Raw genomic sequence first — 14,284 nt, forward strand, 5'->3', positions numbered from 1 at the left:
GCGGAGCGTCCGGACATCAGGCAGTGAGCACAGCACGAGGAGAGGCGAGGAGACGTCAATGAGCAGGTCACAAGCGCCTGCGGCGCCCGCCGGGAACCGCACCCAGAAGGACCGGACGAAGAAACAACGTTCCGTCGACCCCTCCGCGGACCGGCCGCGGACCCCCGACGGGCCGCCGCGCACCGCCTCCCCGCACCGCGGCGGCCCGGCGGAACGCCTCGTCCGCTGGGTCAGGCAAGGAGGCGTCACCACCATCCTGTTCGGCCTGCCGATGGTGCTGTGCTTCGCCTATTTCTCGTGGTGGCCGATCGTCCAGAGCGTGCAGCTCAGTTTCCAGCAGACCAATCTGGTCGACCCCGCCACCTGGGTGGGCCTGGACAACTTCAAGCATGTGCTGGACGACCCGCTGCTGTGGACGGCCGTCAAGAACACTGCGCTGTTCGCCGTGCTCGCCCTGGTGATCGGCTTCCCGGTGCCGCTCTTCCTCGCCGTGCTCATCTCCGAACTGCGGCGTGGCGGCACCCTGTTCCGCATCCTCGCCTACCTGCCGGTGGCGATCCCGCCGGTCGTGTCGGTCCTGCTGTGGAAGGTGTTCTACGACCCGGACGCCGGGCTGTTCAACCAGCTGCTGGCCCATGTGGGCCTCGGCCCGTACCCCTGGCTCCAGTCCACCGACACCGCCATGCTGTCGATCGTGCTGGAAGCGACCTGGGCCGGCTTCGGCTCCACGGTCATCATCTATCTGGCGGCGCTCGGCTCCGTACCGACCGAACTGTACGAGGCCGCCGAGATCGACGCCGCGGGCATCTGGCGCCGGATCTGGCACATCACCCTGCCTTCGCTGCGCGGGGTCATCCTGATCATGCTGCTGCTCCAGATCATCGGCACCCTCCAGATCTTCACCGAACCCTTCGTGATGACGGACGGCGGCCCGGAGGACTCCACCCTCACCATCCTGATGCTGATCTACAACTACGCCTTCCAGAACGGCGACTTCGGAGCCGCGACCGCGCTCAGCGTGATGCTGGCCCTCGTGCTCGGCGTGCTCTCGGCGATCTATCTGCGGGCGACGAGGAGCTGGAGCAACTGATGGCCGTACAGACCCCCCTTCACACCCGCCGCGCCGGCCGCCCCGAGGAGAGCGCACGCGGACTCATCTCCGGCGCCGACCGGCGACGGACCTCCGTACGCTTCTCGCTCCGCTCCGTGCAGACCCTCTCGCTCCTGCTGCTGCTCGCCTTCGGAGCGGCGCCCCTCTACTGGACGTTCAAGGGCGCCGTCTCACCGACCCAGGAGCTGCTGCGCGATCCGCTGGCGCTCTGGCCCGACCACGCGCAGTGGGACAACCTCTCCCGCGCCTGGAGCGAACTCCAGGTCGGCCAGTACCTCTGGAACACCGTGGTCCTGGTCACCGGCTCGGTCGTCGCGCACCTTCTCGTCGCCACGACCGGCGGCTACGTACTGTCCGTGCTGCGCCCCAAGTGGGCGGCGCCCGTGCGGTGGATGGTGCTCGCCACCCTGTTCATCCCCGGCTCCATCTCCCTGGTGGCGCTCTACCTCACCGTGCTCGACCTGCCGGGCCTCGGCATCTCCCTCGCCAACAGCCCCTGGGGCGTCTGGCTGCCGCACGCGGCCAGCGCCTTCACCGTGCTGATCGTGATGAAGTTCTTCGACGGCATCCCGCGCGAACTCTTCGAGGCCGCCAAGGTCGACGGGGCGGGGCCGTTCACCATCTTCCGCCGGATCGTGCTGCCCATGTCGAAGCCGATCCTCGCGGTGGTGACCCTGCTGACGGTCATGAACTCCTGGAAGGACTTCCTCTGGCCGCTGATCGTCATCCCGGACACCGAGAAGCAGCCCATCTCCGCCGCGCTGCCGCGCCTCGCGGAAACGGCGGAACAGTCGCTGCTCATCGCCGGGATGCTGCTCGCCATCCTGCCCCCGGTCGTGCTGTTCCTGATTTTCCAGCGGCAGATCGTCCGCGGCGGGGGAGGCTTCACCGGCCTCAAGGGATGAGGCACAACCCGGGCACCGGTGCGGATCCCCGTCCGCGCCGGCCGACGGCGACAGCGGTGCGCGCCGACGGCATACGGGCCGGTGTGCTCCGCCGGGGTACAGCCGACGGAGCACACCCCCACCCGGGAACCACCGAAGCGCACCGCGCCGATCCGATCGAGAGGTTGCCTCGATGGAACAGAACGGCACGATCCGGCCAGGTCCTCTGGTTCCGGCCAGAATAAGGGGTCGCTCCCGGCGGCCCGCCGCGTGGGGCAGCGCCGCCGCCCTGCTCGGCTGTCTGCTGGTGGCGGCTCCGCTGCCCGGCACGGCCCCGGCCGCCCACGCGGCCGGCACCCTCACCGTCACCTCGCCCGACCTGATCTTCGTCAAGGGACAGGCGAAGATCACCCTGAGCTCCGACCAGGCCTCGGTGGCCTGGAAGGCCATCGACGACCAGGGCCTGACCGTCGCGTCCGGCACCGCACCGGTCGCCGGCGGCTCGGCCACCGTCGACGTCACGAAGCTCGGCAGCGGCTACTACACGCTCACGGCGACCGCCGGCACCACCACCCGTACCGCCAACTTCGGCGTACTGACCGCGCTGACCGGCAAGGAACAGCAGGACACCCGCTTCGGCACGGGCATCCACTACGGATGGAACGACGGCGACGACCAGAAGCTGCTGCGCTCGGTCAAGCTGATGGGCATGCACGGGATCCGCTCCGACATCAACTGGGGCGCCATCGAGAAGACCCCCGGCACCTATACCTGGAGCAGCTACTCCACCGACCAGCACATCCCGTACGCCAAGTCGCAGGGGCTGACCGCCCTGCCCATCTCCGGCTACCGGAACCCCAATTACGACGGCAACCGGACCCCGGCCTCCGACGCGGCCCTTGAGGCGTACGGGAAATTCACGGCCGCCGCCGTGGAGAAGTACCAGCAGTCCTCGAAGGAAATCGAGATCTACAACGAGTACAACTCGACCGGCTTCAACAACGGCACCTGCGGCATCACCGCCGACTGCTACCTCAAGCTGCTCCAGGCCAGCTACGGCAAGGTGCACGCCAAGGTCCCGGACGCCGTCGTCGTCGGCGGCGGCCTGGCCGGTCTGCAGACCGACTGGCTGAAGCGGCTGTACGCGATCGGCGGCCTGAAGTACATGAACGCGCTCAGCGTTCACCACTACGGCTACCCCGCCCCGCCCGAGACCGCGCTGGAGAAGCTGCCGCAGGTACGCGCCGATCTGGACGCGGCCGGCGGCAAGAACTTCCCGCTGTGGATCACCGAGAACGGCTATCCGACCCACAGCGACGGCGTCACCCCGGCCCAGCAGGCCGCGTACGTGCCGCGCGCCCAGATCTTCTCGTTCGCCTCGGGCGTCAACCGCTACTACTGGTACGACCTCACCAACGACGGCACAGACGCCACCAACAAGGAACACAACTTCGGCGCCTTCAAGCGCCCCACCGCGGAGGTCAAGGCCTGGCAGCCCAAGCCGTCCGTGGTCACCGAGGGCGTGCTGATCCGGCAGCTCGCGGGCCGCGCCTACGCCGGCCGTGACGACGCGGGTTCCGCCGATGTCCGCTCGTACCGCTTCGGCACCGGAACCGACACGGTCCGGGCCCTGTACACCACGGCCGCGACCCCGGGAACGGCTGAACTCTCGGCGAGCGGCCCGGTCACCGTCACCGACCAGATGGGCCACGAGAAGACCTACCTCCCGGTCGGCGGCAAGGTGCAGCTCGGCATCGACGGCAAGGTGCTGTACGTCAAGGGCGCGGTCAGCGCGGTCAAGACCGCCAGTGGCCCCGTGTTCTCGCTCCGGCTGCCGCAGCACTCCAACACCGAGGAGAGCGTCGACGCGGTGCTCCAGGTGGACGGCACCAAGGGCCGGACGCTGCCGCTGCGCTACGACTTCCGGATCGCCGGGGAGAAGTACCGGGTCACCGGCAAGCCCGGCAAGGTCGCCCGCCAGAACATCCAGCTGCCCACCTCGGCCCTCGTCGGCCCGCGCACGGTCAGCGGCACCGTCGGACTCGGGCCGCTGAACCTCGCCCGTCTCACCTCCGACACCGAAGTGGTGCCGCCGACCCAGGTCACCTTCGACCCGGTGGTGCGGAAGGCGGCCCCGTTCGCCGCCGCGCTCAAGGTGACCGTCACCAACAACCGCGTCCGCGGCCCGCTCGAACTCACCAAGCTGGACTGGCAGGTGAACTCGGGCGACACCTACCTGGACCGGGGCACCATCGACGGCCCGATCAAGGTCGGCACCGAGTCCAGCGCCTCCTACACCGTGGACGCGCGCAACATCAAGCAGTGGAAGCGCTACTGGACGGCCGCCTACATCAACACTCCTGACGGCACCAGGACCGCGGTGGGCGCCTGGAACGGATGGGGTGCCGTTCAGCCGGCCGGCACCGACACCACCACACCCATCGACGTCATCGGCGACGGCTCGGTGAAGTACACGGGCGGCTACAACGGCGCCGCCGACCTGTCCGGCGCCGTCCGGCCCCAGTACAGCGACGCCGGACTCGTCCTCAAGGGCGCGATCACGGACAACGCACTGGCACAGCCCGCCACCACCGCCGAGAACATGTGGCAGGGCGACAGCATCCAGTTCGCCGTCACCCCCCAGGTGCCGGGCCGCAGCAAGCAGTACGTCGAGTTCGGCGCCTCGCTCGTGGGCGGCAAGCCGCAGGTCTACACCTGGCGGGCACCCTCCGGCCAGTCCGCGGGACCGACCCCCGGCGCCACCGCACAGATCACCCGTGACGGCACCACCACCCACTACACGGTGACCGTGCCGTGGGCCTCGCTCGGCCTCGCCGGCAAGCCCACCGCATCCATCGGACTCGGCTTCGTCGTCAACGACAGCGACAACGACGGCCGGGCACGCGGCTGGTCGGAGTGGGGCGCCGCCATCGCCAACAACTCCAAGAGCGCCACCGGCCTGCGGGCCGTCCAGCTGACCGACTGATCCACCCCACAACGGGCGGGGCCGGGTGCACCTGACAGCACCCGGCCCCGCCGCTCCATGCCGTGACGCCGAACGGCAGACTGTTCCGGATCCCACCGTGAGGAGACCAGCTCCATGGCCCTGTTCGACCTGCCGCTGCCCGAACTCCGCGCCTACCGGGCGCAGACGGACGAACCGGAGGACTTCGACGCCTTCTGGTCGAAGACCCTCGCCGAGACCCGCGCCCACGATCCGGCGGTCTCCTTCGAACCCGTCGAGACCGGCCTGACCGGCACCCGCACCTGGGACGTCACGTTCGCAGGCTTCGGCGGCCACCCGATCAAGGGCTGGTTCACCGCCCCCGCGAACGCCGAGGGCCCGCTCCCGCTCATCGTCCAGTTCCACGGCTACAACGGCGGACGCAGCCTTCCGCACTGCTGGGGCCTGTGGCCGACGGCCGGATTCGCCCACTTCATCATGGACGTGCGCGGCCAGGGCAGCGGCGGCAACGTCGGCGACACCCCCGACCCGGTCGGCTCGGGCCCCTCCCTCGCGGGCTTCATGACCCGCGGCATCGAGGACCCGGACACCTACTACTACCGCCGGGTCTACGCCGACGCCGTACGCGCCGTCGAAGCGGCCCGGTCCCACCCGCTCGCCGACCCCGCCCGCACCGTCGCGCTCGGCGGCAGCCAGGGCGGCGGCATCACCCTCGCGGTCGGCGGGCTCGTACCCGACCTGGCCGCCATCTCCGTCGACGTCCCGTTCCTCTGCCACTTCGGACGGGCCGTCACGCTCACGGACGCCAACCCGTACGCGGAGATAGCCCGCTACCTCAAGATGCACCGGGGCAAGGAGGAGACCGCCCTGCGCACCCTGTCGTACTTCGACGGCGTGTCCTTCGCCGCCCGGGGCACCGCCCCCGCGCTCTTCTCCGTCGCGCTGATGGACCAGGTCTGCCCGCCGTCCACGGTCTTCGCGGCGCACAACGCCTACGGCGGCGAGAAGGAGATCGAGGTCTACCCGTTCAACGGCCACGAGGGCGGTGCCATGTTCCAGGAGGCGGCCCAGCTCCGCTGGGTACCGAAGGCGCTGACCAGCACGGTCTGAGCCCTGCCGCGCCGCGGTCGGCGTGGTGTGGATCACGGACAGGGTGTGGACAGCATGTATATCGTCCATCGGGGCACGTCAATGCCCCGGTGACATGGCGAGGACAAGGGCGAACAGTGCGGCAGAAGGCCTATGCGCAGGCGATGCGCGTCATCGCGTGCGCGCTGATGGCGTGGCAGGTCTGGACGATGTGGTACATCGCCAGCCACGAGGCGATCGGCGTGAAATGGTCCTGCGACCTGAGCGGGGGCTGCGCCAGCGACCAGTTCGCGTCCGTGTCCGCGATGCTCGGGATCGCCTTCGCCGTCTTCCTCGGTCTGCTCTCCGCCCGCTACCTGCACCGGGCGGCACCGGGCGCGATGATCACACTCTCCGCCGTCGCGGCCCTGGCCGGCTGGTACGACGCGCTGGCCGAGGGCCAGGTCGAGCGGACCACCGTCACCAGCTTCCACATCGTCGTTCCGCTGGGCGACTACGCCGTCTCCCAATGGCTCACCTTCCTGTGGTCCGTCGCGGGCGTGGGCTGCCTCGTCGCCTGGTGGGGAGCGGCGGTGAGCCTGCGCCGCACCGCGGGGCTGCGCAGGCTGTCCCGTCGCTACCGCACGGCCGACGCGGTGCTGGAGGGCTGGCGGTCGGTGGGCCGCAAGTCCGGTGAGGTCACCGTGGTGTTCGACGACGAGGCCGGGGTACGCCACGAGGTCCCGGCCATCGTGGATCGCGTCGCTCTCAGACGCGACGTCCTCGCCGTGTACGACGCCGACCGCCCCGGCGACCCCGCTCACACCCGGGTCGCGGTTCCCCACCGAAAGCTGCTGCGCCTCACATGAACCGATCCATATCGTCCCCGCGCATGTTCTTCTCCTCGCTCAGGCTGGTGGCCGCCCTCCTGATCGGACTCTCCGTCGCCGCGATGGTCCACGGCGCCCTGGACGGCCCCCGCTGGCTGCTGCTGACCGGCGTCCCCGTGACGGCCGTGATCCTGACGGTCCTCGGCGACTTGGCCGATCCGATGGGGACGAACTCGGCGATGCGGCCGCGCTCCGGCGGGCCGCGGGCCTTCGCGCCCGCCGTGGTCAACGGGGTGAGGACCGTCGACAAGAAGACCGGCCGGCCGGTCCGCGACGGGCGGTCGGTGAACTCCGTGTTCGCCTTCGACCTGACCGTGATGCCCGACGGGCTCCCCGCGTACCGGATGCGGGTCTGTCACCCCCTCGACCTCCAGGGGCTGCTGCACAAGTCCAGGGCCGTCGTCGAGTACGACCCCGAGCAGCCCTGGCGGGTCGTCGTCGCCGACAACCCGCCGCGCGAATGGCTGGCCCGGGCGAACGCCGCCGCCCCGCCCACCGTGGTCAAGCAGCCGTCCAGCGGTATCCCGTCCGGTCTCTGGACGCTGCTGATGGGCGTGGCCCTCGCGGCCGTGCTGCTGGTGCTGTTCCGGGTGCTCGGCTGACCCGCGCCCGGTTCAGCCGTTGCGCGGATACTTCTTGAGCACCTTGCCATTGATGTCGGCCCGCAGATAGGCGCCGCCGTACTCGTCCGAGACATAGACGCTGAGCGTCGGCCGGTAATTCTCGAACGGGGAAGCCGGATCGATGTCCACGTAGTGGGTGGTCGGCTCGGCGACGCCGAGCTCCTTGTCCGCCCGGCGTATCAGCCCCGGGAGGGCGTCCCAGTCGACCTTCTCCAGGTCCACGGACTTGGCGTCCGATGCGAGGGTGCCGCCCGCGCGGTCACGGGTGGCCTTGCCGTCCCGGTACGTGTAGACGTCGTACAGGCCCTTGTTCTTCGCTACCGGAGCCTCGATGCTCGCGTGCACGTCGAACAGCGTGAACGACGTGACCTCGGTGGTGCCCATCACCGGCTTGAGCGCCGCGATGACGGACCGTGCCCCGGCGGGTGTCAGCAGGTCCTTGGCCGGCGGCGCGGACTTCGGCGTGCTCTCCTTCTCGTCGGTGGGCGAGGGGCCCCCGGAGTCCGGGACCGAGGTGGACGGGGTTTTGCCGGAAGTCTTCGTGTCCGAGGCGGCGGAGGCTCTGCCGGAAGTGTTCGTGTCCGAGTCGGGCACCAGCGACCACACCAGCACCCCGGTCAGGGCGGTGCCCGCCAGAGCGGTGGTGACGGTGACGGCGCGGCCCCGCCGGAGCCTGCGACGGATCTCCTGGCTCCCCAGCGTCGCCGGCTCCGGACGCGGGGGAGTGGTGCCCGTTCCCCGGCCGGGGCCGGCCGGCAGGACAGTGGTCGGGCCGGTCCGGCCGAAGCCCGGCGGCACCGCGTCCTGCCGGGTGGGCGCTTCCGGGCGAGGCGGCACGGCATCCTGCGGAGCCGCGGGGCGCGGCCCGGCAGCCCCGGCCGGTTCGCTCACCGCCGCAAGCATCCGGTCCAGCTCCTCGGGACCGGGCCGGGCGGACGTGTCTCGGGTCAGCAGTGCGTTCAGCACGGGGGCCAGCGGACCGGCCTGCCGGGGCGGCGGGATCTCCTCGTCCAGCACGGCGGCCAGGGTCGCCAGCGTGGTGGCCTTGCGCAGCGGATGCCGGCCCTCCACGGCGACGTACATCATCATGCCGAGCGACCACAGGTCCGACGAGGGATCGCCCTCCTCGCCGCGGATGCGCTCGGGCGCCATGTAGTCGGGGGAGCCGATGATGGAACCGGTCGCCGTCAGACTGGTGGACTCGCGGATCGCCGCGATGCCGAAGTCGGTGAGCACCGGGCTCCCGTCGGCCCGCAGCAGCACGTTGGCGGGCTTGACGTCGCGGTGCAGGATTCCGGCGGCATGGGCGGCCCGCAGCGCGGACAGCACCCCCCGGCCCAGCTCCGCGGCCTCGACCGGGGAGAGCGTCCCCTCGGCCAGCCGCTCCGCGAGCGAGGCACCGGGCACCAGCTCCATCACGATCCACGGGTACGTCCCGGCCCCGCCGTCCACGATGTGGTGGACAGTGACGACACCCGGGTGGTCGAGCCGGGCCAGCGCACGGGCCTCGCGCAGCACCCGCTCACGCAGCAGCCTGGCCGACTCCGGATCGTTCTCGCTGAGCGCCGGGTCCGGGGGCCGCACCTCCTTGAGCGCCACATCGCGGTGCAGAGCCAGGTCGTGGGCCCGCCACACCATGCCCATCCCGCCACTGCCGAGCCGGTTCACCAGCTCGAAACGGTCGTCGATCACACGGCGCACAGGCCCCCCAGCGTTCATGGAAAAAGACTACGGGGCGAGTGCGCGGCGATACGCACCCACCCCGCACGCCTCACACCTCGTCGTTCGGTGTGAGCCTGAGCGTCACGATCTGGAACGGCCGCAGCCCCAGCAGGACCGCATCGCCGTCCACCTCGGCCCGCTCGTCGGCGAGCGGACGCTCCAGCAGGTCCGTCACGCTCGCCCCGGCCAGCGCGAAGCCCGCCGTCAGCCGCGCCGAGACCCGCCCGCCGTGCGCCTCGTGCAGCCGGACCACCACGTCCCCGCTGCCGTCGTCGGCGAGCTTCACCGCCGTCACGACCACCGCGTCCTCGTCGACCGAGACCAGCGGGGCCACCTCGGCGCTCCCCGGCACCCGGCGCTCGGGCAGACTGAAGGACCAGCCCTCACGGACCGCGTCACCGATCGACGCCCCCGGCAGCAGCGCGTACCGCAGCCGGTGCACCCCCTGGTCGGTCGCCGGATCGGGATAGCGGGGCGCCCGCAGCAGCGAGAGCCGCACCGTGGTCGTGGTCGAACCGTCCTCGCGGACCGTACGGGTCACATCGTGCCCGTACGTCGAGTCGTTGATCAGCGCCGCACCCCAGCCCGGCTCGCCGACGTGCAGGAAACGGTGGGCGCAGATCTCGAACTTGGCCGCCTCCCAGCTGGTGTTGGTGTGCGTCGGCCGCTGCACGTGCCCGAACTGGGTCTCCGCCGTGGAGTGATCGGCGCGCACATCGATCGGGAACGCCGCCTTGAGGAACTTCTCCTGCTCGTGCCAGTCGACCTCGGTGTCGATGTCCAGGCGCCGGGCACCGGGCCGCAGCGTCAGCAGCTGGGTGACCCGGGACGAACCGAAGCTGCGCACCACCTCCACGCCGTCACCGCTGCGGCGCACCGCATCCGCCTCGGTCAGATCGGTCACCGTGTTGCGGTAGAAGGCATCGACGTCCCACGCGTCCCAGCGGTTGGGCAGATCCGGGTGGACCTGGAGCAGATTCGCCACGCCCCCCGGCGCGACGGTCTCCCGCCCGGCCACCAGGTCGACGACGGAGACCACCAGCCCCCGCGCGTCCACGATCACCCGCAGCACCCCGTTGTCCAGCCGGAAGCCGCCGTCGTACTCCTCGACCCCGACCGGCTGCTCCGGCTGCTCCGGGGCGAGCGCCGCGCCCCCCGCCAGCACGCCCGCGCGGCCGTGCGGAGCGGAGTTGAACACCACCGTGCCGCCGCCCTCCGCGGCGCCGGCCAGCGCCCGCTGCGCCGCCCCGATCACCGCTTCGAGCTCCTCGGCGATCCGGGCGTAGGTGGCCTCGGCCTCGCGGTGCACCCAGGCGATCGACGAACCCGGCAGGATGTCGTGGAACTGGTGCAGCAGCACGCTCTTCCAGATCCGGTCCAACTCCGCCTGCGGATAAGGGAATCCGGCCCGCACAGCGGCGGTCGCCGCCCACAGCTCGGCCTCCCGCAGCAGGTGCTCGCTGCGCCGGTTGCCCTGCTTGGTCCGCGCCTGCGAGGTGTACGTACCGCGGTGCAGCTCCAGATACAGCTCGCCCAGCCACACCGGCGGCCGCTCGTACTCCGCCTCGGCGGCCGCGAAGAAGTCCGAGGGCGTCTCGATCGTCACCCGCGGGGAGCCCTCCAGGTCCGCGAGCCGCTCGGCCCGAGCCAGCATCTCGCGGGTGGGGCCGCCACCGCCGTCGCCCCAGCCGAACGGCACCAGCGAACGGGTGGCGTGGCCCTTGTCCCGGAAGTTCGCCTCGGCGTGCGCGAGCTCCTCGCCGGACAGCTCGGCCACATAGGTGTCCACCGGCGGGAAGTGGGTGAACACCCGGGTGCCGTCCAGCCCCTCCCACAGGAAGGAGTGGTGCGGGAACGGGTTCGTGGTGTTCCAGGAGATCTTCTGGGTGAGGAACCAGCGCGAGCCGGAGAGCTTCACCAGCTGCGGCAGCGCCGCCGAGTAGCCGAACGAGTCGGGCAGCCATACCTCCTCGGTCTCGACCCCGAACTCCTCCAGGAAGAACCGCTTGCCGTACACGAACTGCCGGGCCAGCGCCTCCGACCCGGGCATGTTGGTGTCCGACTCCACCCACATCCCGCCCACCGGCACGAACTGACCGGCGGCGGCCCTCTCCTTCACCCGGGCGTACAGCGCGGGCTGGTGCTCCCGCAGCCAGTCCAGCTGCTGGGCCTGCGACATCGCGAAGACGAACTCCGGCCGGTCGTCCATCAGCGCCACCACGTTGGAGGTGGTGCGGGCCACCTTGCGCACCGTCTCCCGCAGCGGCCACAGCCAGGCCGAGTCGATGTGCGCGTGGCCCACCGCGGACAGCCGGTGCGCGGAGGCGTTCGCGGGGGAGGCGAGCACCTCCCGCAGCTCCTCCCGGGCGGCGGTCGCGCTCGCCCCCACGGCGTCCAGGTCCAGGGCGTCCAGGCAGCGTTCCACGGCGCGCAGGATCTCCCAGCGGCGCGCGGAGCCGAGCGGCAGCTGCCGCATCAGCTGGTCGAGCACCTCCAGGTCCTGGACCAGCTCCCACACCTGCCGGTCGAAGACCGCGAGGTCCATCCGCTCGACGCGGTACAGCGGCTCGCTGCCCGCGGTCTCCCGGTCGCCCAGCGGGCTGACCCCTTCCAGGATCTCCGGATTGGCGGCGGCCTCCAGGTAGTACGTGAACTCCTCGCCGCCCGCGACCGGTTCGCCGACCCGCAGCCAGGTGTTGCGAGGATTGAGAGCCTTGACCACGCTGCCGTCCGGCCGGTGGGCCAGCGCCTCCGCGGAGAACCCCGGCCGGTCCTTGGCGAAGCCGAGGTCGATCACCGCCTCGACGGTCTCACCGGCCCAGCCCTCCGGAACCCGGCCGGACACCCGGAACCAGCTGGTGCCCCAGGCCGGACCCCAGTCGGCACCGAGGGCGCCCGGCTTGTACGGGGCGGCCACCGCCTCGGTGAAGGGCACCGGTTCGCCGGGGGCGTGCCAGACCTCGAACTCCAGGGGCGTGGTCCGGGGGTGGACGGCGGGGCGGATGCGCTCGCGAAGGGCGCGGTCGAGCCGTTCCTCGGTCAGTGTGCGGTCGTCATGCATGAGTGAAGGGCCCCTCTGGATGAAATGTGTGCGACGCGGAAGTGGTTCACGGGAGTTCGTCGAAGCCCACGCAGGGCAGCGACATCCCGTCGGCCGTGGCCAGGAGCTTCTCCAGCCGGGCCGGGGTCACATGGTTGGCCTCATGGGCGTCGGCGACGCAGTGGGCGTAGAGCGTGGTCACGCCGCCGTGCCCGGTGCTCCGGCGCAGTGCCTCCTCGACACCGCTCAGATCGTCCCCGTACGCGACGCTCCCGCGCCCGGAGTCCACCGAGCAGCCCGGCAGGACCCGCCGGCCGGGTACGTCACCGGCCGGGACGTGGAGTTCGTCCGCGAGGCGGGGATCGGCGCGACGGGCGACCGGTACCCCGCCGCGCAGCCGGTCGAAGAGCGTCAGGAGCAGCCGGTCGGTGTCCTCGTCGCGGGCACTGCACGGGTAGGCGAAGCTGCGGGCCGGAAAGCCGAGGCGGCGCAGCGCGTCGAGGGCGGGCACCACCTCCCGGTCGAGATAGGCGGCCGCACCGTGCGCGGCGACGAACTCCGGCGCGCGCTCGTGCCGCAGGCCGTGGCAACCGATGGTGTGGCCGTCGTCCGCGAGCCGGCGCAGCAGCCGCACCTCGTCCCGGTCCAGCCGGTCGGGCTCGCAGATGAAGAAGGTGACCCGTGCGCCGTACGACGTGAACAACGGCGCGACCGCGGCCCACTCGCGCACATGCCGGTCGTCGAAGGTGAGCAGCAGGGCACGGTCCACGCCACTGTGCGGGCGGTCGGTCATCGCCCGGACTCCTGCGGGGCCCAGCCGGGAACGGAGCCGTGCAGCGCCGTGTAGAACGGGTCGCCAGGTCCGATCTCACCGGCCAGGACGGGGCGGCCGGTGAGCGCTGCCTTGTACATCGAGGTGATCAGCTCCAGGGAGCGACGGCCGTCCCCGGCGCTCGCCCTGGGCCGCCGTCCCGCCCGCATGTCGGCCAGGAGCGAACGGAGCTGGGCGCCGTGCGAGCTGGGGACGTCCTCGGCGGGGGAGGCCCAGCCGGCCGCCCGGCCGGGTTCGATGCCCGGCGCCGGGGTGTAGGTCCAGTCGCCGTTGCCGTACCCGTACAGATGGTTCAGCTCGATCGTGGCGTCCCGCAGATCGATCCGCAGATGGCTCAGCTGGCGCGGCGAGAGCGCGCTGTTGACCACGGTGGCCAGCGCGCCCGAGGCGAAGCGCACGGTGGCGGTGGTGACGTCGTCGGTCTCGACGTCGCGGGCCAGCCTCCCCGCCATGGCCCGGATCTCCGCCCAGTCACCCAGCAGTTCCAGCAGCAGGTCGATCTGGTGGATGCCGAGCCCCATGGCGGGGCCCGCGCCCTCGGTGGCCCACTTCCCGCGCCAGGGGACCGCGTAGTAGGCGTCGTCGCGGTACCAGGTGGTCTGACAGTGGGCGACCAGCGGCGCCCCCAGCTCCCCGGAGGCAATGAGCGCCTTGGCGTGCTCGGCGCCCGAGCCGAACCGGTGCTGGAAGACGATCGGGGCGTACGGTCCCTTCTCGCCCTCGGCGGCGGTCATGGCGTCGTACTCCGCCAGGCTCAGCGCGGGCGGCTTCTCGCACCAGACCCAGGCCCCCGCGGTCAGGGCGGCGACGACCTGCTCCCGGTGGGCGACGGGCGGCGAGGCGATGACGACGAGTTCGGGACGGACCTCGCCCAGCGAGGCGGCGAGATCGGTGGAGTGGTGGGGGAGCGCGAAGTCGGCGGCGAAGGAGCGGGCTGCGGCGGGATCGGCGTCCACGGCGCCCACCACCGTGAAGTCCGAGGGAAGTTCGAGGAACGCCGGCATATGGACGGCGCGGGCGATGTTGCCCGCGCCGACGAGCAGTACACGATAAGGGGTCACAGTCACAGAGGGCCGTCCAGGCTGAGGGCGTGAGCCGCCGGGATTGGTAAGCGTTTTCCAGCAGGTCGGGAAAGTGCCCTTCCCGAAG

The 14,284-nt window shown here is 71.3% G+C and carries 10 protein-coding genes; 6 read left to right on the forward strand and 4 right to left on the reverse strand.

Annotated features, from left to right (window positions below):
• Window positions 1–58: 58 nt before the first annotated feature.
• The 6 genes from ACFVH0_RS20420 to ACFVH0_RS20445 all read left to right on the forward strand — a co-directional run bounded on the left by ACFVH0_RS20420 (window position 59) and on the right by ACFVH0_RS20445 (window position 7,520).
• Window positions 59–1,090 (forward strand): carbohydrate ABC transporter permease, encoded by a 1,032-nt coding sequence (locus ACFVH0_RS20420; RefSeq protein WP_385822019.1) that lies wholly within the window; start codon window positions 59–61, stop codon window positions 1,088–1,090.
• Window positions 1,090–2,016 (forward strand): carbohydrate ABC transporter permease, encoded by a 927-nt coding sequence (locus ACFVH0_RS20425; protein ID WP_385822021.1) that lies wholly within the window; start codon window positions 1,090–1,092, stop codon window positions 2,014–2,016. Before ACFVH0_RS20420 ends, ACFVH0_RS20425 begins: the two co-directional genes overlap by 1 nt.
• Window positions 2,017–2,188: 172 nt before the next feature.
• Window positions 2,189–4,981 carry a hypothetical protein gene (locus tag ACFVH0_RS20430; protein ID WP_385822022.1) on the forward strand — a complete coding sequence of 931 codons (2,793 nt, stop codon included), beginning with the start codon at window positions 2,189–2,191 and terminating at the stop codon, window positions 4,979–4,981.
• A 114-nt stretch (window positions 4,982–5,095) separates the two neighbouring features.
• The gene (locus ACFVH0_RS20435; RefSeq protein ID WP_385822024.1) at window positions 5,096–6,070 is read left to right on the forward strand and encodes an acetylxylan esterase; all 975 of its coding nucleotides are present in this window, start codon (window positions 5,096–5,098) and stop codon (window positions 6,068–6,070) included.
• 116 nt (window positions 6,071–6,186) lie between these two features.
• Entirely contained in the window at window positions 6,187–6,897 is a 711-nt protein-coding gene (locus ACFVH0_RS20440; RefSeq protein WP_385822025.1) for a hypothetical protein, read from the forward strand.
• 23 nt (window positions 6,898–6,920) lie between these two features.
• Window positions 6,921–7,520 carry a hypothetical protein gene (locus ACFVH0_RS20445; RefSeq protein WP_385822027.1) on the forward strand — a complete coding sequence of 200 codons (600 nt, stop codon included), beginning with the start codon at window positions 6,921–6,923 and terminating at the stop codon, window positions 7,518–7,520.
• Between the two features lie 12 nt (window positions 7,521–7,532).
• Here ACFVH0_RS20445 and ACFVH0_RS20450 read toward each other — a convergent pair whose 3' ends face one another.
• From ACFVH0_RS20450 to ACFVH0_RS20465, 4 genes are read right to left on the reverse strand one after another with little or no spacing between them, the layout of a single operon-like run.
• A complete protein-coding gene (locus tag ACFVH0_RS20450; protein WP_385822028.1) occupies window positions 7,533–9,260 on the reverse strand; it encodes a protein kinase in 1,728 nt (575 codons plus the stop codon).
• Between the two features lie 52 nt (window positions 9,261–9,312).
• Window positions 9,313–12,324 (reverse strand): alpha-mannosidase, encoded by a 3,012-nt coding sequence (locus ACFVH0_RS20455; protein ID WP_385822030.1) that lies wholly within the window; start codon window positions 12,322–12,324, stop codon window positions 9,313–9,315.
• 46 nt (window positions 12,325–12,370) lie between these two features.
• The gene (locus tag ACFVH0_RS20460) at window positions 12,371–13,096 is read right to left on the reverse strand and encodes a polysaccharide deacetylase family protein (protein ID WP_385822031.1); all 726 of its coding nucleotides are present in this window, start codon (window positions 13,094–13,096) and stop codon (window positions 12,371–12,373) included.
• Complete coding sequence (locus tag ACFVH0_RS20465) at window positions 13,093–14,196, reverse strand: Gfo/Idh/MocA family protein (protein ID WP_385822033.1); 1,104 nt, start codon at window positions 14,194–14,196, stop codon at window positions 13,093–13,095. Before ACFVH0_RS20465 ends, ACFVH0_RS20460 begins: the two co-directional genes overlap by 4 nt.
• Window positions 14,197–14,284: the final 88 nt, after the last annotated feature.

Source organism: Streptomyces sp. NPDC127117 (genome assembly GCF_042677325.1).
Lineage (GTDB): Bacteria > Actinomycetota > Actinomycetes > Streptomycetales > Streptomycetaceae > Streptomyces.